The sequence below is a fragment of the Micromonospora sp. DT81.3 genome (genome assembly GCF_049847225.1).
In the GTDB taxonomy this organism is placed as follows: Bacteria; Actinomycetota; Actinomycetes; order Actinomycetales; family Microbacteriaceae; genus Microbacterium.
On the sequence record NZ_JBNCNY010000018.1, the window covers coordinates 15,773 to 38,945 of the forward strand.

Annotated in this window: 22 protein-coding genes; 15 read left to right on the top strand and 7 right to left on the bottom strand. The window is 65.1% G+C overall.

Annotated elements, in window-relative coordinates:
• Positions 1-9 precede the first annotated feature (9 nt).
• Complete coding sequence (locus tag ACPW96_RS22015; protein WP_425885796.1) at positions 10-945, bottom strand: glycosyltransferase family 2 protein; 936 nt, start codon at positions 943-945, stop codon at positions 10-12.
• Positions 932-2,134: a glycosyltransferase family 4 protein gene (locus tag ACPW96_RS22020; protein ID WP_425885797.1), complete on the bottom strand. Its 1,203-nt coding sequence runs from the start codon at positions 2,132-2,134 to the stop codon at positions 932-934. The genes ACPW96_RS22015 and ACPW96_RS22020 overlap by 14 nt, the downstream gene beginning before the upstream one ends.
• 265 nt (positions 2,135-2,399) lie before the next feature.
• Here ACPW96_RS22020 and ACPW96_RS22025 point away from each other — a divergent pair, with 265 nt between their 5' ends.
• The 6 genes from ACPW96_RS22025 to ACPW96_RS22050 all read left to right on the top strand — a co-directional run bounded on the left by ACPW96_RS22025 (position 2,400) and on the right by ACPW96_RS22050 (position 8,594).
• A complete protein-coding gene (locus tag ACPW96_RS22025; protein WP_425885798.1) occupies positions 2,400-3,296 on the top strand; it encodes a hypothetical protein in 897 nt (298 codons plus the stop codon).
• 42 nt (positions 3,297-3,338) lie between these two features.
• On the top strand, positions 3,339-4,952 hold the full coding sequence (locus ACPW96_RS22030) for an O-antigen ligase family protein (RefSeq protein WP_425885799.1): 1,614 nt from the start codon (positions 3,339-3,341) through the stop codon (positions 4,950-4,952).
• Complete coding sequence (locus tag ACPW96_RS22035; protein WP_425885800.1) at positions 4,949-5,800, top strand: glycosyltransferase; 852 nt, start codon at positions 4,949-4,951, stop codon at positions 5,798-5,800. The genes ACPW96_RS22030 and ACPW96_RS22035 overlap by 4 nt, the downstream gene beginning before the upstream one ends.
• A complete protein-coding gene (locus ACPW96_RS22040) occupies positions 5,797-6,669 on the top strand; it encodes an SGNH/GDSL hydrolase family protein (RefSeq protein WP_425885801.1) in 873 nt (290 codons plus the stop codon). The genes ACPW96_RS22035 and ACPW96_RS22040 overlap by 4 nt, the downstream gene beginning before the upstream one ends.
• Before the next feature lie 89 nt (positions 6,670-6,758).
• Positions 6,759-7,601, top strand: coding sequence for a glycosyltransferase (locus ACPW96_RS22045; protein WP_425885802.1), 843 nt, complete (start codon positions 6,759-6,761; stop codon positions 7,599-7,601).
• Between the two features lie 45 nt (positions 7,602-7,646).
• Positions 7,647-8,594 (top strand): glycosyltransferase family 2 protein, encoded by a 948-nt coding sequence (locus ACPW96_RS22050; RefSeq protein ID WP_425885803.1) that lies wholly within the window; start codon positions 7,647-7,649, stop codon positions 8,592-8,594.
• Here ACPW96_RS22050 and ACPW96_RS22055 read toward each other — a convergent pair.
• The 4 genes from ACPW96_RS22055 to ACPW96_RS22070 all read right to left on the bottom strand — a co-directional run bounded on the left by ACPW96_RS22055 (position 8,543) and on the right by ACPW96_RS22070 (position 13,228).
• On the bottom strand, positions 8,543-9,718 hold the full coding sequence (locus tag ACPW96_RS22055; RefSeq protein WP_425885804.1) for a glycosyltransferase: 1,176 nt from the start codon (positions 9,716-9,718) through the stop codon (positions 8,543-8,545). The two genes, ACPW96_RS22050 and ACPW96_RS22055, sit on opposite strands and share 52 nt — an antisense overlap.
• A 28-nt stretch (positions 9,719-9,746) precedes the next feature.
• Positions 9,747-11,189, bottom strand: coding sequence for a sugar transferase (locus tag ACPW96_RS22060; protein ID WP_425885805.1), 1,443 nt, complete (start codon positions 11,187-11,189; stop codon positions 9,747-9,749).
• 285 nt (positions 11,190-11,474) lie between these two features.
• Positions 11,475-12,668 (bottom strand): glycosyltransferase, encoded by a 1,194-nt coding sequence (locus tag ACPW96_RS22065; protein ID WP_425885806.1) that lies wholly within the window; start codon positions 12,666-12,668, stop codon positions 11,475-11,477.
• The gene (locus ACPW96_RS22070; protein ID WP_425885807.1) at positions 12,665-13,228 is read right to left on the bottom strand and encodes an acyltransferase; all 564 of its coding nucleotides are present in this window, start codon (positions 13,226-13,228) and stop codon (positions 12,665-12,667) included. Before ACPW96_RS22070 ends, ACPW96_RS22065 begins: the two co-directional genes overlap by 4 nt.
• A gap of 369 nt (positions 13,229-13,597) precedes the next feature.
• On the opposite strand from ACPW96_RS22070, the gene ACPW96_RS22075 reads away from it, so the two are divergent.
• From ACPW96_RS22075 to ACPW96_RS22095, 5 genes are all read left to right on the top strand, one after another.
• A complete protein-coding gene (locus tag ACPW96_RS22075) occupies positions 13,598-15,280 on the top strand; it encodes a fatty acyl-AMP ligase (RefSeq protein WP_425885808.1) in 1,683 nt (560 codons plus the stop codon).
• Positions 15,277-16,989, top strand: a complete 1,713-nt coding sequence (locus ACPW96_RS22080) for an acyl-CoA dehydrogenase family protein (protein WP_425885809.1) — start codon at positions 15,277-15,279, stop codon at positions 16,987-16,989. Before ACPW96_RS22075 ends, ACPW96_RS22080 begins: the two co-directional genes overlap by 4 nt.
• 4 nt (positions 16,990-16,993) lie before the next feature.
• The gene (locus ACPW96_RS22085; protein ID WP_425885810.1) at positions 16,994-18,769 is read left to right on the top strand and encodes an acyl-CoA dehydrogenase; all 1,776 of its coding nucleotides are present in this window, start codon (positions 16,994-16,996) and stop codon (positions 18,767-18,769) included.
• Positions 18,766-19,020 (top strand): acyl carrier protein, encoded by a 255-nt coding sequence (locus ACPW96_RS22090; RefSeq protein ID WP_425885811.1) that lies wholly within the window; start codon positions 18,766-18,768, stop codon positions 19,018-19,020. The genes ACPW96_RS22085 and ACPW96_RS22090 overlap by 4 nt, the downstream gene beginning before the upstream one ends.
• A 337-nt stretch (positions 19,021-19,357) precedes the next feature.
• Positions 19,358-19,687: a 4'-phosphopantetheinyl transferase family protein gene (locus ACPW96_RS22095; RefSeq protein ID WP_425885816.1), complete on the top strand. Its 330-nt coding sequence runs from the start codon at positions 19,358-19,360 to the stop codon at positions 19,685-19,687.
• On the opposite strand, the gene ACPW96_RS22100 is transcribed toward ACPW96_RS22095, so the two are convergent.
• Positions 19,635-19,847 (bottom strand): hypothetical protein, encoded by a 213-nt coding sequence (locus ACPW96_RS22100; protein ID WP_425885817.1) that lies wholly within the window; start codon positions 19,845-19,847, stop codon positions 19,635-19,637. The two genes, ACPW96_RS22095 and ACPW96_RS22100, sit on opposite strands and share 53 nt — an antisense overlap.
• A gap of 348 nt (positions 19,848-20,195) precedes the next feature.
• On the opposite strand from ACPW96_RS22100, the gene ACPW96_RS22105 reads away from it, so the two are divergent.
• The 4 genes from ACPW96_RS22105 to ACPW96_RS22120 all read left to right on the top strand — a co-directional run bounded on the left by ACPW96_RS22105 (position 20,196) and on the right by ACPW96_RS22120 (position 22,923).
• Entirely contained in the window at positions 20,196-20,462 is a 267-nt protein-coding gene (locus ACPW96_RS22105) for a hypothetical protein (RefSeq protein ID WP_425885812.1), read from the top strand.
• A gap of 47 nt (positions 20,463-20,509) precedes the next feature.
• Positions 20,510-21,691: an IS21 family transposase gene (istA, locus tag ACPW96_RS22110; protein ID WP_425885813.1), complete on the top strand. Its 1,182-nt coding sequence runs from the start codon at positions 20,510-20,512 to the stop codon at positions 21,689-21,691.
• On the top strand, positions 21,688-22,479 hold the full coding sequence (gene istB / locus ACPW96_RS22115; protein WP_425885814.1) for an IS21-like element helper ATPase IstB: 792 nt from the start codon (positions 21,688-21,690) through the stop codon (positions 22,477-22,479). Before istA ends, istB begins: the two co-directional genes overlap by 4 nt.
• A gap of 123 nt (positions 22,480-22,602) precedes the next feature.
• Positions 22,603-22,923 carry a helix-turn-helix domain-containing protein gene (locus ACPW96_RS22120; RefSeq protein WP_425885815.1) on the top strand — a complete coding sequence of 107 codons (321 nt, stop codon included), beginning with the start codon at positions 22,603-22,605 and terminating at the stop codon, positions 22,921-22,923.
• The last annotated feature ends 250 nt before the right edge of the window (positions 22,924-23,173 follow it).

Sequence of the window (23,173 nt, forward strand, 5' to 3'; positions counted from 1 at the left end):
ATTTGGGTGTCATGACTCGTCACCGCTCCGGCCGCTGGCGACCGACAGCGTGATCGGATCCGGCGGATGAACGTCGACGAAGGTTCGGCCGTTCATCCGATATCGGGTGGCTTTGAGGAATCCGGTGAGGAAGCCGCCCAGCAGAGCCATGTCGGCCTTTCGCCGGCGCGGATTGGTACGGTTCGACAGGGCTCGCCACAGCGTGCGCTTGATGACGACCACGGCCATGGTTGTCCCCACCTTCGGTTTCAACCGGACCCATTTTGTAGCAAGTGCTCCCAGACCGAGCCCGTATCCGCGGTGCAACTGAGTGTACGCGCCGCCTTGGCGGGTGTGAACGTGGTGGATGATGCACGCCGGTTCGAAGACGATCTGCTGGCCGCTGTCGAGGATTCGGCAGAAGATGTCGAGATCCTCGGCGCCGCCGAGCTCGCGGCCAGCCCCGAGCACGGGGTCGAAGCCGCCGAGTGTCACGAGTATGTCGCGCCGAAAGCTCATGATCGCCCCGTGACCAGCGTCAAGCCCTTCGATCGTTTCCCTAAAAACGCGATCCGGCGGTGTCGACACCGCGGCACCCAGCATCGTGTGGTCGAGCATTCGACCGGTGACAGCGCCGACCGTGGGCACTTCAAATCGAAGAAGAATCGGATCGAGCCATCCTGCCACGGCTTGACAGTCGTCGTCGGTGTACACGACGATCGCGCGGCCGCTCGTCTTGATCGCGAGATTCCGGGCTATCGACAGTCCCTTCACATCACTGCGCACGTAGTCGACTCCGGCAGCCTCGGCAACTTCGCGGGTCTTCGATGTCGTGGAGGCCGAATCGACGACAAGGATCTGCACACCCCGCGGTGTCGCCGTGGTGAATGACCTCAGCGCGAGGCTCAGCATTTCTGGCCGCTCGCGGGTGCAGATCGCGAGCGTGACGTCTTCAGGCTGAGACACGTCGGCTCTTATCTGCCAGTGCTACCGCAGCTCGATACGCGTCGACCTGTCGGCGGACAGCGGCAGTCCAGGTCAGACTTTCTGCACGTGAAATTGCGGCGGCACGCATCGCCTCGAGCAGCTCGGGACGGGTGCAGAGAGTGTCGAGTTGCCGGGTCAAGGTGCCTACGTCGCCGACCTCGTGTGTGAATCCGGTGATGCCGTGCTCGATCACCGCGCCTGCCGCGATTGACACGAGCGGGACACATCCGGCGACCTGCGCCTCGTACGTAACCAAGGCGCTGCCCTCCTCAATCGTGGGAAGGAGCATGACGTCGGCTTGGGAGAGTACGCCCATCGGGTCGTCGGTAACGCCGTGCACCTCAACGCTCTTGTGCGCGAGCATCGGAGCGAGGTAGCGGGCGTACTTTGGCTCGAGTGCCCCGAAAACCAGGAACCGGCCGGTTCGGCAAGCGTCGGACGCGATCCACGCTTCCAGAGCGTAGTGCAGTCCCTTCCGAGGTTCGCCACGGCCGACGAAAACGGCCGTGAATGGGCCTTCTTCGCGGACGTGCCCCGTCGGTCGAGCGTTCGAGCCGTATTGGTGACGAAGCAGACGACCAGGGTCGAATCCGCGGTCGCGAAACGTCTGCGCCACCGCCTCGGACGGGATCAGCAGGGCGGTAGCCGCAGCCCACTCGCGCTCCTCGGCCGCTAGGTGGCGCGCGTCGTGGGTGTGGCTTGCGCCGCGACGAGGCTCCAGGCCGAGCCGCGCAGATTCGCGGGCGACGACCTCGTACGCATGCGCGGTGTGCGTATTGGGCACTTCGCGGAGAGTGGGGATCCCCCGGCGTGCCGCCGCCTTGAACGTCAGTTCAGAAGCGAGCGGCCAGGCATGCACGACCGCGACGTTGGCTTTTCTCACCCTTCGTGACGCCACGTAGTCGTGGTAACGCAGAGCGCGATCACGCCCTACAGCGCGATGAGGCACTCGTCGGGAGAACACCGTCATGGTCGTTCGCAGGGACGCTGCCCCTTCGACGGGCTTGGCGACGCTTGCCACCACCACATGGACTTCGTGACCGGCGCGAACCAACTCATTGACCTGGTTCCATGCGGTCCAGCCGATGCCCGGAGCTCCGAGAGCGTGCGGAAAGCTGTATAGAACCGTCAGTTTTCGGCCTCCTCCCATGGATCGCCGTGCGTTCATGAATCACTCCGTCGCAGTACGGTGGTTGTTTGAATACTGTGGGCGGATGAACCAGGTGCACACAACCTGGACGGGGGAAATGTCGCCCAGTCTTTACAAGAGTGCAACATGCGGCGGGCGCGCTGTTAACATTCCCACGTCAGGCTGATGACGCAAAGTTTCTTCTCGGCTGCCGTGGGGTGGCGGCAGGACGAGCCTCGCCCGACGACGTGCTGCGAGTGTCCTGGGCGACTGCGCCTGTAGCCGTACAAAGGAAGGTAGCGCGATGGAAACGCCCAAATATTTGCAGGTTCTGTGGGGATACAAGTGGTTGCTCCTGGTTGGAGCGATCGTCGCTATGGTCGCCGCGTTCTTCGCCGGATTCACCATCCAGAATGGCCAGGTTGTGTCTCGTGCCGCCCAGACATGGAGCGCCACGACAACCCTGCTGATCACGAGCGCATCGGACCCGATCTATCAGGCGGAAATCCCGGGCGTTCCCCTGCAGGAGGGGGTCAGCGAGCCGCAATTCAACGACCTGGCAGAGTCGGCCCTCATCTACGCCTACATCATCTCGAGCGACGAGATTCAGACCGAGGTCGAGTCGGAGGTCGGCACCCTCGATCCTGAAACTGAGTCGATATCGGCGGTCCGGCGGACTACGCAGCCCGCCGGGGATGAGCGATTCCCTGGGCGCTACGAGCTTCCCATCGTGGAGGTCATCGGCACCGCGCCGACCGCCGATCAGGCCCAGTTGATCTCCCGCACCACGGCGGACACTTTCGTCACCTACCTGGCGGCGCAGCAGGACGCTCAGCAGCTCGCGCCGGAGTTGAGGGTCGAAGTCAACACGCTTGGCGTGAACCCCGCGGTCGAGGGTGAGACCAGCAACCCGGCGATCCCTATCGTGGTCACGTTCTTCGGCGTCTTCCTCGCGTTCGTGGTGCTGGCCTTCATCCTCAGCGGCATCCGCTCGGGGTCCGACAAGCGCCGCGCTGCCGCCGAGGAATCGACGACGGAAGGGGAAGGCCGCGAGCCGAAGCGCATGGATGAGGCTCTTCCGCTCGATGATGACTTCACTGAGGCAGACCATCTAGTTGCGGATAACGATCTCGTCGGTGCGTCTAGCACACCGACGCCCAGTCGCAGGGCGCGGACTACTGACGACAACGCCCAGGTCTAGCGGCCACCCCTTGGTCTCTGGATTTTCTGCGAGAAGAGCATCGTGACCTTTACTCCTCTGCCGCCAACGCGGCCTTTCGGTGGCGCCGGTACGCCGACCCCGCCCAGGAGGCAGCGTCTGACGCCGCGTCAGATCGCCGGTGGTGTCTTCGCTACGGTCGCTCTGACTGCAATTGTGCTCACATCGGCGGTCTTGCTGCCACCGATCGCCACGGGCACTGCCCTGCTCGGGTTGTCGCTCGTAGTTCTTTTGCGTCGCATCCTCTTCACCTGGACGGCGTTGTTGTTCTTGCTCGCCGGTACGATCATGTTCATCCCCGCGCGGCTCTACGCACTGCCGATCCCGCTGCCGTTTGCGCTCGAGCCGTACCGACTTACGATATTCATCGCCGTCGTCGCCCTCGGATTCTCCTTCCTGACCGACCGCACCCGCCGCTGGCAGCCGATCGCTTTTGGATGGCCTTTGGGCATTTTCCTCGCAACGTTGCTGGTCTCGTTCATCGCGAACGGCACCCGCCTGGTGAACGAAGGGCTGGCCACGACCTCACTGTCCGGCTTCTTCCAGCTCGGCATTCTCCTTTCCGTGTTTTTCAGCGTCCGTCAGCTGCTCACATCGGAGCGGATGGTTATGACGCTGCTCATGCTGCTCACCTGGTCGGCGACCATCGTCGCGTTTTTCGCGATCGTCGAGCGGGTGTTCCGCACGAATGTCTTTCTCATGCTGGGGAACTTCCTCCCGCTGATGGTTCTGCGTGAGGCCGGTGAGGCCACGCGCGCCGGGGTGAACCGGGCGTATGGATCGGCGCAGCATCCGATCGCTTTGGCCGTCATGCTCTGCATGATGATCCCGATCGTCATTTATCTCGCGAAGTACGCTGTCTGGCCGCGCCACCCCATCAACCGCAAGATCGTCTACGGCATTGGAACGATGATCATCTTCGGAGGCATAGTCGCGGCCATTTCGCGCACTGCGGTTGTCGTCATGGGGGTCATGTTTCTGGTCGCCCTAATTCTGCGACCCAGGATCGCCCTCCTCCTGGTGGCGTTCGCTGTCCCCGTGCTCATCCTGGCCATGGCGGTGGTGCCCGCTCAGGTGGACTCGATGCTGCTGTCCTTCCTCGATATCGATTCCCTCGTTGCCTCGCAGTACACATCGGCGGGGATGACTGGGGCGGGGCGCCTCGCCGACCTCGAACCTGCCATGCGAGAAGTGGTGCAATTTCCGTTCTTCGGCGGAGGCTTCGGCAGCCGGATCGTCGTCGGCGACGAGGCGAACGGGTTCATCCTCGACAACCAGGTGCTTGGCATCCTGATGGAGGCTGGGGCACTCGGTGTAGCTGGCTACGCCGTTTTCATGCTCGCGCCGGTCGTAATGCTTCTGGTTTACGCGTTCCGCTTCGCTCGCGAGTTGCGTCACGCGTCACTCGCCTTTGCGCTAGCGATCAGCATCGCCGGGTACAGTTCAGCGTTGTTCTTCTTCGACGCGTTCGGGTTCTTCCAATCCTTCCTCGTCCACATGATGCTGCTCGCGGTCGCCGCCTGGGTATACACGGCGGCACCGCGCAAAGCGTCCGCCGAAGCGACGCTCGACATTGACGCCCCAGCCCGAGGCGCGACGAACGCCGCGACTGCGCGAGCGCGGGTGATGCGCGCGTGACCGCCCGACTGAGCTTGATTATCCCCGCGCACAACGAGAGTGCGGTAATCGATCGGATCCTTGGTGCGCTGACGTCTCAATGCCGGCGCGGCGACCTCGAGATAGTGGTGGTGGCGAACGGCTGCACTGATGACACCGTCGCGCGAGCGTCGGCGTACCAGGGCGTGCGCGTCGTGGAGGTGCCAACGGCATCGAAAATCGCGGCGTTGAACGCGGGAGATGCGGCGGCTACCGTCTTCCCGCGCGTCTACGTCGACGCAGATGTCGTGATGTCAGCTGACGCCTTGTTCGCCCTGGCCGACGTCCTTGGGTCAGAGGGCATCGGCGTGGCGTCTCCCACCCTCGTCGTGGACTGTTCGCACGCATCGTGGGCGGTGCGGCAGCATTACAAGATTTGGAACATCACCGACTATCGCAGCAGCGGCCACATCGGCTCCGGAGTGTACGGACTCTCGCAGGAAGGCCGGGCACGATTCGACATGTGGCCCGAGGTGATTGCAGACGACCGGTTCGTGCAGCAGCTGTTCCTTCCCACCGAACGAGCGACCCTCACCGACCACAGCTTCACCGTGCGCAGCGCCGCCGACATCCGCTCCCACATCCGTCGCTCCGTGCGGGTCGCCCGCGGCAACCAGGAGTTGCCCGCGGCGTCGCAGCACGCGGCGGCGGCCGACGGATCGACACACGTCAACCTCGTGAAGCGCGTCGTGAAACGGCCGACGCTGTGGGTGCCGTTCGCGGTGTACTCCGTGTGTTGGGTGGTCCCGAACGTCTTGGCGCGGCGCTCAATCATCCGTAAGAGCACGCAGACCTGGAATCGAGACGAGACGAGCCGGGTGGTGGCATGAAGGCACGGCGAAGCCTAATCGGGACAGCGCTCGCGGCGGTGATCAGCGTGGCCCTCTCGGGGTGCGCGGGTGGCGCCACCGGCGTACCGGTCGACCTTGAGGAGCTGGAGACCCCGGCGGCCATCGTCGAGGTCACCTCGATTGGTGCGCTCGGCGACTCGGTGACGCTCGGCATCAACGCGTGCGCTGAACCAGGGCGCTGCACCGCGAGCAGCTGGGCGACGGGCGATGATCCGGCTGTCGCCTCGGTCGCCCTTCGCGCAGGCAAAGTGTCCGGAACCTTCCCCAAAGTCGTGAACAAGGCCAAGGACGGCGGCACCGTCGCTGACGCCCTCGCCCGAGTCGACGAGATCATCACCGAGCAGCCCGGCCTCGTGCTGCTGCTTCTCGGCGGCAACGACGTGTGCAAGGGATCATTGGATGAGATGACGACGCCCGAGGACTTCCGCACCAGCTACTCGGCGCTGCTGTCGCAGTTGCACACCGGCATCCCAAAGGTGCAGATCCTCGCGATGTCGATCCCGGACCTGCACAGGATATGGGAGATCGGCCACGATAACGGGCGCGCGGTACGGGTGTGGGATCAGAGCCCCTCCTGCCGCAATCTCCTCGGTGACGCGCAGGTGACGGACGCCGCCGCCGAAGAGCGACGGGACGCCGTGGCCCGGCGCAACGCCGAACTTAACGCCGTCATTCAGGAGCTGTGCACCAGCGCCGTCGGCTGCGTCGGCGACGGCGGAGCCCTCTTCGGCTACGAGTTCGAACCGGACGAGATCTCGACGATTGACTACTTCCATCCCTCCGTCGCCGGTGAGGCCGTCATCGCCGATCTCGCCTGGACCGCCGTGCAAAAGGCGGGAACACAGTGACTACCCTGCTTGTCGCTATCTCTGGAGGCCATCTCACGCAACTGAAGATGCTGTCGGCGCGCCTCGCGAGAGACGACGATGTCGTGTGGATGACTGACGACACGCAGCAGAGTCGCTCACTGCTCGCGGGTGAGCGCGTCTATCACGTGCCCACCCGCCCCCCGCGAGACTACGCCGGAGTGATGCGCGACACACGCATTGCTGAACGCGCGATGCGGCAGCACTCGATCGACCGGGTCATCAGTACGGGCGCTCAGATCGCGCTCTCGGCACTTGCACCCGCATCGACCCGCCGCATTCCGTTTACGTACATCGAGAGCGCCACTCGCGTGACCGGCATATCGTCGACCGGTCGCATCATGGAGCGCGTCCCCTGGGTGAGCAGGTTCGTCCAGTATCCGCACGCCGAGAACGCAAAATGGCGGTACGCCATCTCGGTGTTCGACGGCTTCGACGTCGAACCGGTGGAGGGGATCGGTCCATTGGAGCGAGCGGTCGTCACCGTTGGAGGAAACGGTGACTTCGGTTTCCGGCGACTCATCGACGGCGCCCGGCACGCGCTCCCGAGCGAGGTGAAGACCCTCTGGCAGGTTGGTTCGACCGATGTCTCAGAGCTCGATATCGCGGGGGTCCCGTCGCTGCCCTCGGCAGATCTTGCCCGGGCCCTTGCAGAGGCCGATGTCGTGATCGGCCACGCCGGCACCGGTACAGCACTGGCCGCCCTGGCGGCCGGGAAGGTGCCGATTCTCGCACCGCGCTCCATTGCGCACGGTGAGCACATCGACGGTCACCAGCGCGAGCTGTCGTCGTTCCTTTCAGACCGTGGTCTCGCGATCGTGCGAGAACCGGATGCGCTCACGCGCACCGACCTCGATAGTGCCCGGCGGTGGCGCGCCACGCTGAGGCACGATCTTTCAGCCGTCGAACTCTAGAAGCGTGCCGTCGTCTTGAATACCCTTGCGACCGCAGATGTCAGCGTGATCATCGTCAACTACAACACCCGCGACGACACGGTGGCTTGCGTCGGATCCGTGCTCGAGCACGCGGGCGACCTGCGGGTACACGTGGTCGTGGTGGACAACGGCTCTGTCGACGGAAGTGTAAAGGCGCTTCGTGCCATTCACCCGCAGATCGAGGTGATAGAGGCCGGCACCAATCTCGGTTTCGCCCGCGCCGTGAACGTCGGAGCCGGAAACTCGACGGGTGAGTTCGTGTTGCTCCTCAATCCCGATACCCTGATGCTTCCCGAGTCACTGCCCAGTCTCATCGATTTCGCGCGCAGCAACCGCCAGTATCACCTCATAGGGGGACGCACGCTCCGCGACGATATGACGCTGGAACCAAGTTCGTGCTGGGGTGAACCGACGCTGTGGTCCTTGACCATGTACGCAACATTGCTGTCCACCGCCTTCAAGCGATCTCGCCTCTTCGACCCCGAATCACTGGGCCGCTGGAACCGCGACACCATCCGGGAGGTGCCGATAATCACCGGATGCCTCCTCCTTATCGGGCGGCAGGACTTTAGTCAGCTCGGCGGCATGGACGAGGACTTCTTCCTCTACGGCGAGGACGCCGAATTCAGTATGCGCGCGAAGGCACGGGGCCTGACACGGGTCGTCTATCCGCGCGCGGCCATCATCCACTCCGTCGGCGGTTCCACCTCTTCGCCCGGTTCCTCGAAGGGAAGCATGGTGATGGCCGGTAAGGTGACGCTTCTGAACAAGACTTGGAGCCCCCGCCGCGCCGCAGCCGGGCGAGCACTCCTGCATAGCGGTGTTGCAATACGTGCGGCACTCGAAACAGTCGGCCGTCGAAGCGACAGGCCCTGGACCACTGTGTGGCGGCGTCGGCGCGACTGGGCGCCGGGTTACCCTCACGCCGAGGCGGCCATCTTCGGACGGTCCATTCCCCCCGCGGAGCGCTGACCCGACAACGCAATTCCGCCCAACACCCACGCCTGCACCTGACCGACAAATCGGTCAACGTCGAAGAGCTCCGCACGAGCCTGCATGACGTCGGGAGCCAACTGGTCCACGCGCGTCATGGCCGCGGCAACCTCCTGCAGATCGTGAGGGTCGACGTGGAACCCGGTGACTCCGTCGAGGACCGACTCGGAGGCGCCGCCTTCTCGGTTGACGATCACCGGGCATCCTGCTGCCATCGCCTCGACTGGCAAGATTCCGAAGTCCTCGACCGGGGGGAAGACAAAGGCGAGAGCCCGTTGGAACAAGGCACGCATGAGCGCGTCGGAGATGTGTCCGAGCAGGCGCACCGGCACGCTCACCGTCGAGGCGAGCGCCTCCAACTTTTCTCTTTCCGGGCCTGAGCCGGCGACGACGACCGGGATATCAAGTGCCTCGCCCATTCGAATTACAGCGCTGTGGCGCTTGTAGGGCACGAGTCGCGATGCTGCGAGAAGGAAGCCTCGCTCGGGAAGGGAGGACAGGATCTCCTCTTCCGAGAACGTGAGCCGATCCTGCCACCGACCGCCGTTGATGATGACGCGCGACTGAACCGGCGGATAGATGACACAAGCATCGCGCTCCCACGACCGTACGATGCGTCGCCGTACGAACTCGCTGTTCGCGGCAAGGTCGCCCGCCCGAGCGGCCGCGCTCTTGTCGATAGCCTTCAGTACACCGCGCGCGGCAGCGAGTCCTTTGCCGCGACCACGTCCGTCGAGGTCCGGTTCCCACAGGTACCGTGCCGGCGTGTGGATGTAGGAAAACTTGGGGACCCCGCCGCTCCGGGTGCCGAAGTCGGAGTGGTGCGCGAACACGTAGCTGCTGTTGAGCACCCAGTCCGGGCGCTCCCGCACCCCGCTCATTCGCCACGTCACGGGCATAAGGGGTAGACCGATCGCTTTGTGGCGGCGAAGTGGCGTGCGGGCCATCCAAGACTCATCGACCTCGCTTGCGGCGAAGCGATCAGGGTCATCACTCCACAGGGCGTAGAAACGAGAATCAGGCAGCGCGACGCGAAAGGCGTCGAGCACCTGCTCTGCTCCCCCTGACGGCTCGATCCACTCCTGAACAATGAGACCAGTCATGCCGTTCTCCGATCACGGATCCGAAACATTAGTACGCACCGTCACCTTTCAGGACGGCTCGCACCGTCTTGGCGAGCACCACCAGATCCCCGGTCATGGACCAGTTCTCCACGTAATACAGTTCCAACCGCACGCTCTCCTCCGACGTCAGGTTGGAGCGGCCGCTCACCTGCCACAGGCCGGTGATCCCAGGGCGCATCAGTAGACGCCGGCTCACATGCGACCCGACCTGCTCGATCTCGGCGGACAGAGGAGGGCGCGGCCGCGGCCCCACGAGACTCATCTCGCCGCGGAGCACATTCCACAGCTGTGGGAGCTCGTCCAGTGAGTATCTACGCAGGAAACGACCGGCTCGGGTCAGGCGAGGATCGTTCTTCGTCCTGAGTAGCACTTCGTTGGCTTCACCTCGGTCGCGCAGCCCAGCGAGGCGCCCCTCTGCGTCGACGCGCATCGAGCGGAACTTCAAAATGACGAATCGTTGCCCGTGGACGCCGACGCGTTCTTGGCGGAAAATCGCCGGTCCGTCGCTGTCCAGTCGCACCGCGAGTGCGATGATCGCGTACACGGGAGCCAGTACCAGCACGGCCAGGCCCGCAAGCGCGCTGTCGAACAGGCGCTTGATGAAATGGTTGAGCCCCGAGTACTGGGGAAGGTCAACGTGCACCATCGGCAATCCGTTTATGGGACGCAGATGGATGCGGGGGCCGGCCACATCGGTGAGCCGAGAAATCAGGATTAGCTCCACCCGCGAGTTCTCGAGTTCCCAGCCCAGCGTGCGAATTGCCTCGTTGCCACCTGGCATATTCCCCGCGATAATCACGGCCCGTGCGCGCGTGCGCTTGGCGGTCACCGCGAGCGACTCGAAAGGCACGAGCGCCAGCCCGGGAACGCGTGAGGGCCGGGCGACGGCCTCATGGAGCCCACCAGGGATGCTGGCGGCGATGGGACGGTAGCCGACGCGGTAATGGCGGCTCAGCTGGTGCACAACGCGCATAACATCGGTCTGGTTGCCGACCACGATCGCGCCGGTCATGCAGCGTCCTGCACGCCGTAAGGAATGGAGGTAGGCGCGCCAGGCCACCCGCCCGGCGGTAAGCAGCAGCACACCGATGGGTAGCGCGATCGCGAGGTAGCCGCGCGCGGGCTCGAGCTGCACGAGGAAGGAGACGATCGCAAGGGCGCCGAAGGTGCCGAGAGTCGCTTGAAGCACTCGCTGGTACTCCGCAATGCCTGTGCCGATGTTGCGGGGCAGCCGGCTGCGCGTGGCAGCCAGAGCTACCATCCACGTGACAGCCAGCATGATGCTCATGGCGGTATATGCGTAATCGGCACTGCCCATCCCTGGACCGATGCCCGTCGTTCCGAAGCGGATGATGTGTGCGGTGCCGACTGCGACGCCGATGACCGCAGCATCCGTAAGTCGCATTCCCCAGGCGAGACGCGTGCGCCAGCCTAGGCTGCGTGGCTGCATCGACACAGCCACCGAAGCCGAGATCGATGGCGCCGCGCTCGGAAGCGAGCTCAACAAAGAAACGCGTGACAGTACTGACACTGGTGAGCCCCCCCAGGCTGCGATGAACACGCTACGTCCGCGTAGCACCGATACTGCCAATCAGATCGCGTGTGCCCTCACGCTAGAGCCACCAGACCTGCGCCGACCAGTGTTCGATCGACTGTTCACGCAACATTGTGATGCGCGATACGTGTCCGAAACACACAACAGCCCATGCGACCCGACCGCCTGAGCACACCTGGGTCAGGTGCCACGGGTTAGGGCGATGATGCGCTCGTGCCGGGCGGCCCAGGAGTTGTTCGTGACGAAAGCTTTGCGATCCTCTTCTGCGGCCCGTCCGAGCGCCAGCGCGGTGTCGGTCACGTCCACGAAATCCGCGACCGAATTCACCAGGAGGACCCGGTCGCTGATGTCGCGCACAGGAGGGAGGTCAATTGACAGTACCGGTATACCGGCGGCGAGGTACTCGTAGAGCTTGAGCGGGCTCATCGCCTCGGTGAGAGCTGTCCGACGGTGCGCAACCAGACACAGGTCAGTGTTGCGCAGGGTGGCGACGAGCTCTGCACGACCGACGCTAGGGTGTACGTGCACGTTCGAAAGACCGGCGATCTTCCGAATGTAGAGCGGATCCGGCAACGGGCCGAGGAGCACGGTGTGCAAGTCGGGGCGTGCACGCGCCAGAGTCGCAATGCCGTCGACATCGAGCCGCGAGTCCAGCGTGCCGACATATATCGCGCGGGGACGCGGAATTTTGGCGAGCCACGCCGGCTCGGCCGGCTGCGCTTGGAGCCACTCGGCGGGCTCGACGCCGTTGGGGACGACCTCATGTAGACCGGTGGGATTGATGCGCTCGATTATCTGTGAGGAAACGGCTGCAACGCTCCGACCCGAGGCTGCGATGCGCGCATACGCCTCCCGGAACGCCGGCCAGTATTCACTTCGACTGGGCGAGCTCAGCCAATCATCACGGGCGAAGAAGGTCGTCTGGCGGACCCATTCGAAGGGAGCGAATCCGGCGACGAGCGGGTTCGTGGTGAGCACGACGGGATCCACGAGACCGCGACGCACGGCGGCTTTGCGCAACGACGCGTCGTACTCCGCATACTCGGCGGCCGCCGCACCGGGATCGAGACGGTCGGATCGCCGCCACCGCGTCGGCGAGTGCAGCCAGACCCGGCTGGAGCCGGGAAAAGTCACATCACGGTCCATGAGAGGCGAGGCGACGACGCGCGGGAGCCACCGGTACGGGTTCGCCACGAGCAGTCGCCGTACCTCAGCACTGTTGACCAGGCTCAGCAGGATGCGGTCCGGCGGGCGCATCATCCCGCGGCGGGCGGCATCGGCGAACGTTTCGAACGAGAAGGTGAACACGACGTCGTCCGTCGTCACCGACGACCCGACGGGCATCGCTCCGACGTCCTGGTTCGTGTCGCTCACTCGGCCACAAGCTCACGTACGACGCGAGCCGGGGCGCCGACGGCGACGCAGCGTGGGGGGACGTCACGGGTGACGACCGAGTTGGCGCCGATCACCGCGTACTCGCCGATCGTGACCCCCGGCATCACGACAACATTCTGCCCCAGCCACGCCCCACGGCACACGCGCACAGGACGCGGTTCGCTGAGGGGCTGATCTCGGATCGGGACGCCGGGCAGGTTAAAGCCGTGGCTGTGGTCGGAAATGTACACGCCGGCGGCGATGCCCACCGCCTCCTCGATGACGACGCTCTTCACTGCGGAGAGTGATGCCCCGCGCATCCGCACGCGGTCCGAGATGAGCAGGACCGGGCCTGCGCTTTCTCGTGAGGGCACCATGAGCCATGTGCCGGCACCGATCAGCACGTCCTCGCCCACTGAAATCTTGTCGGCATTGGCGATACGCGTCGGGAGCAGGATGCGCGATCCATTGCCAAATCGTGCGAAGCTGCCCGCCGCGAGGCGGCTGAAGAGGGAGTCCCGCACCCGCTGAAGCATCGTGAGCCCGGCGATTCCGTTCATGCGCAGGACTTCCGAGTGAGGGACGTTCGGATATCGGGGAGGGCGTCCATGGGTGTTTGTGCTCGGGCTGCGCTCAAAGCCAGGCTGTTCCCTGCGCCCAGCGCGTCGCCAGATCGCCTCGTACTGGACCGTCGCCTCACTCGGCAAGATTAGCCCTCCGAATTGGGAAACCCCCGCCGACGTCCCAGAGTTTACGCGTACGTAACAGCTTCGTCGCTTGCGTCCGCCAAGCTAGTGCCCGGCTGCCAAAGGGAACGGGCACCGCATTCCGGGGCGATCCTTCGCTGCGGCTCCGCTTCTGCACGCGCAAGGGGGTGCACCATGGTTCATCTCGATGGAGCTGTGTTCGTTGATCACATCCACTTATCGTTGGCGAGAACTACGACCCGCGGCATCCGTTTCTACGACAGCCCTACGGCGTTCTCGGACATCTCGTACGCCGCACTCGATGCCGACGCGCGCGCCCGGGCTGTCCAGTTCGCCCTGCTCGGGCTGAGACCCGGCGACGCCGCGATCCTCGCCTTCGAGCCCGGGCTTCCCTTCGTGCGTGCACTCATGGCCTGCCTGTACGCCGGTGTCATTGCAGCGCCGGTGCCCATCATGGCGCTCCGCAACACCGACGCCGTTCGTGCCCGTCTCTTTGCGATCGCGCGCGACTCTCGCGCGAAAATCGTGCTTACTACCGCGGGCGCTCTCATGCCACTCGGGCTGGCCGACGACGACAACGTCGAGGGTGCGACCGTCGTGATCGTCGACGGTGCGGCTCAGGCCGACCCGGCGCTCTGGACCGTGCCCGAGGTCGAGGAGTCGGCGACGGCAATCCTGCAGTACACGTCCGGCTCCACCGGCACCCCGAAGGGCGTCATGGTCTCGCAGGGCAACCTGCTCGCCAACCAGCGTGCCATCAACAGCGTCGTGAAGATGTCATCGGACAGCGTTCTCGTCGGCTGGTTGCCGCACTATCACGACATGGGCCTGATCGGGCAGATCCTCCAGCCGATCTACACGACGGCAGCGCTCTACATGACCTCACCGTCCCAGTTCCTGCGGCGGCCATTGCAGTGGTTGCGACTACTGACACAGGTCCGAGCGACTCACACCGTCGGGCCCGACTTCGCGTTCGCACTGTGCAGCCGAATCATCACCGACGAGCAGCGAGCTGAGCTCGACCTCTCAAGCCTCGAGGGTGTGATCACTGGCGCGGAGCCCGTGCGTATCCAGACCCTGAATGCGTTCGCCGAGCGCTTCGGGCCGATCGGGTTCCGCAGCGAAGCGTTCATCCCCGCATTCGGTTTGGCCGAAACCACGCTGCTGGTCACCGGTCGTCACGCCGGTCAGCCACCGAAGGCGCTCGTCGCGAGCGCCGATGGGATCGAGCGTGACGTCCTGGTTCCGGCCCAGCCCGGAGAACGGTCGCTCTCGTTCGTGCTGTGCGGTCCGCCGGCGATCGGAATGGATGTCGCGATTGTGGACCCGGTGACCTCCACACGACTGAACGAGCGGCTGATCGGCGAGATCTGGGTGCGCGGGGCCAGCGTCACGCAGGGGTACTGGAACCGCCCCGACGAGACCACCGCCGACTTCGGCGCCACTATCGAAGGCAACGCCCGAGAGACGTACCTGCGTACCGGCGACCTCGGCGCGCTCGTCGACGGCGAGCTCGTCATCACCGGCCGGCTCAAGGACCTCATTATCATCCGTGGACGCAATATCTACCCTCAGGACCTCGAGCTTGCCGCCGACGGTCTGCTGGCTCCAGGCTGCCTTTGCGCAGCGTTCGAGTTGCCTGGCAGCGCCACCGAAATCGGCATGGTCGCCGAGATCGAGGGAGCGCTCGTCGCGTCCGGCGACTTCGCCTCGCTTGGCGCGGAGCTGCGCCGCAGCATCTCGCAGGAGTTCACCCTGGCGAACCTGGGTGTCGCGCTGATCCGCAAGGGCTTGCTGCCCCGGACGACCAGCGGCAAGGTGCAACGCGCGCTAACGCGCAAACTTCTTCTCGAGCAGCAGCTCGCCGTCATCCACACGGACGGCTTCGAGGCGGTGAGCATATGACGGGAACACTGCTACCCGGCACCGTCGCGGGCGACGTCTTAGCGCCGGTCCGCGATTTCGATCGATTCCTCGGCGACGCATCGGATCCCTCGGCGGTTATCTCCACGGAGCGCTCGATAGAGCTCGACGAGCGCTCGGAGTTCCCCACCGATACGGTCGCCGCAGTCGACGCGTGGGGCCTGCAACGCTACTACGTTCCCGCCGAGTACGGCGGCCTGCTCACGGACGCAATCGCGCCGCTATTGATGATCCGGCACCTCGCGCGACGGGATGTCACAGCCGCCGTCGCGCACGGTAAGACGTTCCTCGGCTCGGTATGCGCGTGGGTCGTCGGTGGCGACATCGCCGCGCGGATGGCTGCGATCGCCGTCACTGGCGACCCTGTGTCCTGGGGCCTGACCGAGCGAGGCGGCGGCTCCGACCTCTCGCATGGAACGACCGCCGCGCACATCGCCGACCGCGGGATTCGTGTCGAGGGCACGAAATGGCCCATCAACAACGCCAGCCGAGGCAGAGCCATGACTGTTCTTGCCCGCACTGACCAGAGGCACGGTCCGAGGTCGCTGTCCCTCGTCCTCGTAGACAAACACGAGATCGATGCTGCGACGATCACCTATGAGCGGAAGGTAGCGACGCACGGCATCCGCGGCGCCGACATCAGCGGCATCCGGTTCCGCTCCACCACCGTCGACAGCGCCAACCTCGTGGGTCCGGTCGGTCACGGACTCGAGATCGTTCTCAAGAGCCTGCAGCTGACTCGTCCGCTCACCACCGGACTGTCCCTTGGAGCGGCGGATCAGGGTCTCGCCATCGCCTTGGAGTTCGCTGACACACGTCGCTTGTACGGGCGGCGGCTTGCCGAACTGCCCGGCGCGCGCCGGGTGCTAGCTGAGGCCGTCGCCGACACCTTGCTAGCCGAGGTGGTCATGTTCGCCGGCGTCCGCTCCGCGCACGAAACACCGGCGGAAATGTCGCTCGTGAGTGCTCTGGTGAAGTTCCTCGGTGCGGAAACCGTCGACTTGCTATTCCGTGACCTCACCCATTTCGTCGGCGCCCGCTCCCAACTGGTCGGTGTCGCCGGCGCAGGCGCGTTCCAGAAGGCCGCTCGCGACAACCGTGTCGTGGGCATCTTCGACGGCAACTCAATCGTGAACCTGCACGTCATTGTGAACGAGTTCGGCAATATGACGCGGGACGGCAACCCTCCCGACCTCGACGCTGTTCTCGCGGTCCTGCGCCCCGGCTACGCCGATCGGCTCCCGACATCAGCGTTGCGGCTCGTCTCCCGCCACGGTTCCAGCATGCTACGCGCGCTACCCGGGCTCGTCGACATGTTGGAGGCGAAGGGCGCGTCCGTCGCCGCCCTCGCACCGGCGCGGCGCATCGCCGCCGACTACCGGGCCCTGCTGGATGAGGCGGCGGACCTGCCGCGCCAATCCCAGCCGGACCCCCTCGCCTTCCACCTCGCGGAGCGATTCGCACTCACCTTCGGCGCTGCGTGCGCGGTCGCGTTCTGGCTGGCCCGTCGCGGCTCGATACACGGACCGCTGAGCCGCGACGATGCCTGGCTCGCGGCGGTGCTGCAGCGTCTGTCTTTCCGGTTGGGAGGCGATCCGATCGACAACGACGTCGCCTACGCGGTGACAGAAGCGGCGCTCGAGGCTCGCACGAGTGGTGTGGTGACTTTGCTTTCGGACTGGCTGGGTTGAGGCGATGACCCTGTCCCAAACGTTCCCCTTTACGGGCGCCCTAAACCGGCCCGATCTTGAGCTGCTCTTCGGCGACCCGCACATCGACGGTCCCTTCAATTACGCGGCCATCGCAGCCGACGATGACGCGCGCCGTATGAATACCTTCGCTGAGGGCGTGCTGGATGCCTGGGGCGCGGCGGCAGAGTTTGTGCCTGCCGCTCTAGGAGGCAGGTGGACTGACACGTCGGCGATGGTGACGCGTCTTCGCCCGATCTTTCGCCGCGACCCCGCCGTCGGGCTCGGCTACGGGCTGACAACGCTGATGGCCGCTGTGAACGTATGGATCGGGGGCGACGAGGAGCAGCAGGCCGACCTCGCAATGCGCCTTCTCAGAGGCGAGCGCATTGCCACAGCGTTCCACGAGCTCGATCATGGAAACGACCTGCTGCACAACGAATGCACCGCCGACTTCGGCGGCGGTGTGTGGAAGGTACGCGGCGCGAAGCAGATCATCAATAACATTGACCGCGCGGAGTCCGTGCTCATCATGGCCCGCACCAGCGAGGGTGTCGTGGCACGTCAGTTTTCGCTATTGCTGTGGCACAAGGCGCCTGGCGACCCGGTCGACACAACTCGCCGGGTGCTTACGGCGGGCATGCGCGGCTGCTGGATCGGCGCGGCGCAGTTCGACGGCGTGAAGATTTCTGCACGCCGTATCATCGGCAGCGAAGGCAATGCGGTCGCCACAGCGCTCAAGGCGTTTCAAATCACGCGGGCCACCATCCCCGCACTCGCCGTCGGCTCGCTGGAGGCCGCCCTGCACGAGACGATCCTGTACGCTCGCGACCGGCAGTTGTACGGCGGGTCCGTGCTCGACATCCCGCACGCGCGGTCACTGTATGCCGACGCTCTCACCGACACCCTCATCGCAGACGCGCTAAGCGGTAGTGTGGTGCGCGCCCTGCACTTGGCGCCGCGGGAGAGCTTCGTCCTGAGTGCCGTAGCGAAGTACCTCGCGCCGCAGTTGCTCATGGACGCGATTCAACAGCTATCGGTTCTGGCGGGGTCCACGTTTTACGCCCGAACCGAGCCGTATTCGATCCTTGAGAAGTTGGTGCGCGATCTGATTGTGGTGCCGATCGGCCACGCCGGGAGCACCTCCTGCCTCATGACCATCCTTCCGAACCTGCCCGTCTGGGCGCGTCGCTCCGAGAGGACCGTCGAGGCCGACTTGCGCCTGTTTGAGTTGAACGCGTCAGAGGAATTGCCGGCGTTAGACTTCCAAGCGCTATCCCTGGGGGCCGGGTCGACGGATTCACTCGGGGCCGCGTTGCACGATCCGCGTGTCCGGCAGGCCCTCGCGCAGCACGCGCCACAGCTACTCCCGCTCGTGTACGAGTTGGCGGAAGGATTCAAAAGGGAACGCGCCATCGCGCGTGCCCTCTCGCCCGACCAGCTGACCGCCGAGTCGGCGGCAGCCTCGTTCGATGTTGCTCGGCGGGTCTCACTATTCTTCGCGGCCGCTGCCATCCTCGGATCGTGCGCTGTGGCAGCTGGAACGTCCGACCTGGCCGCCGATCCCCTCGTCGTCGAGGCGTGCCTTGAACGTGTGCGCGGGCGACTTGCGCACCAGCAGCGGCCCCTTCGGCGTGAAATCATCGACCGACTCGTTGATCACGGCGAATGGTGCGTCGACGAGTCTCGCTCAGTTGGCCTCCGCCCCGTCACCATCTATCCAAAGGCGCGACAGCGCGTGAGAATCCCCGCGGGAAACAGGGAAGGAAGGAGAGGAACATGACTATTGACGTCGTTCCTACCCAGATCGAGCAATGGCTTACCGGTCGTGTGATCGCCTACGGTAAGGTGACTGCCGACAAGTTCACGGTCGACACCCCGCTCAGCGAGCTGGGTCTTGACTCGGTATACGCCCTCACACTCTGCGGCGACATCGAGGACGAATTCGAACTCGAGGTCGACCCAACGATCGTTTGGGACTATCCGACGATCCGCGAGCTGGCAGGAGGGATCGCTCAGCTTGCGACGAAGTAGCCTCCTGCCAACCCGGGACACGCCCGACGGCCCATTGTATGTTCGGGCGGGATATAGCCGATCAAGCATTGACTGGACAGCGCGTCAGCTCACCGAAATCCTGGGTCCGGACGCCGCGACCGCCGCATCGCTAGCCGGAAGGCGCCGCCGTGAGTACATCACGGCCCGATCCTGGCTGCGGGACATCGTCCGCGGTCGGCTCGGCCGCGACTGGCACGGGTTCGAGGTCGTGCCTCGGGGACAGAAACCACGACTGTGGCGCAGCGACCTCGACGTCAGTATCGCGCACTCGGGCGATCACCTTATCGTCGGCGTTGCGGCGTCCGGCCGCATCGGTGTGGATGTCGAGCAGGTCGCACCGATCTTCGATCAGCCTGCCCTCACTCGCAGATTGTGCACGCCCGCCGAGCTCGTCACCTCTGCCGGGATGACGAGCCCCACCCGGCGCGAGTGGCTGACACAGCTGTGGAGCATGAAAGAGTCATACGCCAAGGCCCTCGGGACGGGCCTTGCCCTGAACTTCACCGGCTTCGACGCGGCCGACCTTCACATCCTTCCGGGCGTTCGACGCGTCCTGACACCCTTACACCCAGACAGACGGGTGATGTTAGCCATCAGCTGGGTCGACGCTCCCCCGCGTATCCGTCGCGCCCCGGCAGGGCCTTGAGTTCCTGGATCAGCTCCCACGACCCGAGCAGCAGATCCTCGGTCTTCCGGGTCGGGATCATCCTGCCGATCACGGACCGCGAATGCGCCGGCGTCATCACCAGCACCGGCAGCAACTTCGCTGTTCCATCCTCGAGCGGGATCTTCGCCGGCGGGGCCACCGATCTCAAATAGTTCTCGGCTGGTCTGGGACTTGCCTCAACAACTGAGCGCGCCGCGGGCGGACGGGATCCGGTCCGCGCTGCGGGTCCTGCTTGTGGCTCGCCAAGCGATGGACGGGCGCCGAACCGCAGACCGGAATATCGCGAGCGCACTTTTCGCAGCTTCGATCTCCGGATCGACGCACGTGAGCCGATCACCGATATGCAAGTCCTCACGATTAGCAGCTGGCGACAACGCGTCGCCGATGAGGACGCCATCGCGACCATCCGCGGCCCACGGCGTTGGGGACGACCCGCAACTGCTCATCGATCACCGCTGCGATGCCTGACGGGGGTTAGTGTCGCCTCATGCTTCTGGGCGCGTCGTTCCAGGTGCAAACCACCGCGATCGGGTATCAACTTGCCACCGGCCCGGGGAAGAAGGGCTTCATCGCCGAGGAGCCGCCCGCGGAGATCGCGCGGCTGTTCGGCGAAACCGTCGTGGCCTCTACGGCCGCCGAAGCAGCGGCTGCGGCATGGACCGACGCACATTGCGACCTAGACCCGGGCCCGAGTTGCGGGGGTGTCGACGATGCTCGAAAAGTAGGCCATAGCGACGGCTCGGTTGAAAACTAGGCCACCCAGACCAGATTGGGTGGGTGGTCTCCTTGGAAGATTAGGCGTTGATCAGGCGGCTTGTCGCGGATGGTGTTCCGCAGCGTCAGGTGGCTCGAGATCTCGGTATTGCGCGGGATACGGTCGCAGCGGCGGTGAGGTCGGATCGGCCGCCGAGGTATGAGCGGCCGGCGCAGCCGACCTCCTTCTCGCCGTTCGAAGCGAGAGTGAGGGCGCTGCTGGCGGAGCATCCGTCGATGCCGGCGACGGTGATCGCGGAGCGGGTGGAGTGGTCGGGGTCGATCACCTGGTTCCGAGAAAACGTCAGGCGGTTGCGACCGGAGCATCGACCGGTCGACCCAGCGGACCGGTTGACGTGGGTGGCCGGTGATGCGGCGCAGTGTGATCTCTGGTTCCCGCCGCGGAAGATCCCGCTCGAGAACGACACGACCGTGTTGCTGCCGGTGCTGGTGATCGTCGCCGCGCACTCGAGGTTCGTCACGGCCAGGATGATCCCGACCCGGAAGACGGAGGACCTGCTGCTCGGGTCGTGGGAGCTGATCCAGCAACTCGGTCGTGTCCCACGCCGTCTGATCTGGGACAACGAACCCGGCATCGGTCAGAAGGGCCGGCTCGCGCAAGGCGTCGCGGCATTCGCCGGGACCCTCGCCACGAAGGTCGTGCAGCTACGGCCCTACGACCCGGAATCGAAAGGGATCGTGGAGCGCCGCAACGGCTGGATGGAGACCTCGTTCATGCCGGGCCGGACCTTCACCTCTCCCGCGGACTTCAACGCCCAGCTCGCCGACTGGTTGGAGAAGGCGAATAGCAGGATCGTGCGGACGATCAAAGCCCGGCCCATTGATCTGATCGAGCACGACCGGGCACGGATCCTGCCGTTGCCGCCGGTCCCGCTGCAACTCGGTTGGCGGGAACGAGTCCGTCTCGGCCGGGACTACTACGTCCGCCTCGACGCGTCCGACTACTCGGTCGATCCGCAAGCGATCGGCCGGATCGTCGACGTCACCGCAGACCTGGACCGAGTTCGCGTTCGCCTCGATGGGCGGATCGTCGCCGATCACGCTCGCGTTTGGGCGCGCGGCAGCACGATCACCGACCCCGCTCACGTGGAGACAGCGAGAAGGCTGCGACAGCAGTTCCAGCAGCCCCGGCCGGCCGCAGTCGTGGACGAGCTGATGCGGGATCTCGCGGACTACGACCGTGCCTTCGGGATCGAGGGGGTCGCATGATAGCCGGCAAGACGACCGAATCGGTCAAGCAGATCACCTATCTCGCCAGCGCGCTCAGAGCACCCCGAATCACCGAAGCCGCCACCCGGCTCGCCGACCAGGCCCGCGACGCCGGCTGGTCGTTCGAGGACTACCTCGCCGCCGTCCTCGAACGCGAAGTCTCTGCCCGCAACGCATCCGGCGCCGAGCTGCGGATCAAAGCGGCCGGGTTCCCGGCCCGCAAGACCCTCGAGGACTTCGACTGGGACGCCCAGCCCACCGCGCGGCAACAGATCGCCGGACTCGCCTCCGGAGGGTTCCTCCTGGAAGCGCAGAACGTGGTGCTGCTCGGTCCGCCCGGAACAGGGAAAACGCACCTCGCCACGGCTCTCGGCATCGTCGCCGCCCGCCACGGACACCGAGTCCTGTTCGCCACCGCGACCGACTGGGTCACCCGCCTCACCAACGCCCACCGGCAAGGCCGGCTCCCGCAAGAGCTCGCCCGGTTGCGCCGCTACGGGCTGATCATCGTCGACGAAGTTGGCTACCTCCCGTTCGAACAAGACGCCGCCAACCTGTTCTTTCAACTCGTCTCATCCCGCTACGAACACGCATCGCTCATCCTGACCTCGAACCTGCCGTTCTCCGGCTGGGGCGGGGTCTTCGGAGACCAGGCCGTCGCCGCCGCGATGATCGACCGCATCGTCCACCACGCCGACGTCCTCACATTGAAGGGCGCCAGTTACCGACTCCGCGGCAGAGGCATCGACAGCCTCCCCAGCATCAGAACCCAAGATCCGGCAGACTGACAACACAAGACGGTGGCCTAGATTTCGACCGTCGTATTGGCCTACTTCTCAGCCGTCGCCGACAGGGGGTTTGGCTTTCACATTCGAGTCCGCAATCGACGATCTGCGGTCGCAGTTTGACCCATGGCAACCATATATGTGAACGGCGCGCAAACTCACAGTCAGTCGCCTCGCGCTGACCGCCCGACCAACCGGCGCGGCGGATACTCCCACCCAGCACAGCGCTCTGACCCGACTGACCGAACGCCAACGGGCGGTCGCCTGCTTGTCGCCGAGGGAATGACAAACGGCGAGACCGCCGCCCGGCTGTTCGCCAGTGATGCGACGGTCAACAGCCACATCACCTCCGTCTTGCGGCGGCTGGGCACACCCGCAGCCGCACTCAGTGGCCATCTTCGTCAACAACACCACTCCGCAGACTTAAGTCCTCACGATCTGAGGTGACCTGCCACCCGGGCCTCACTCGACTCCTGAAACGCGCCATCGCTCTTGTCGCCGCTATCCTGACGGGAGACCCGCCGCTGCGTGGAGCCAGTCCCCCAGGCGGAGCGCGCGTCCGTTTCTGGCGCCCACTGCGCCGCAAGAGGCACGTGCGCGGACGTCCGTTGACGGATCGCACTGTTGCGGCCCGATCAGTGGGCCTGCAAATGGACGTCAGGGGGCGCAGAAAACGTTTGTCACGCCATCTGCGGCG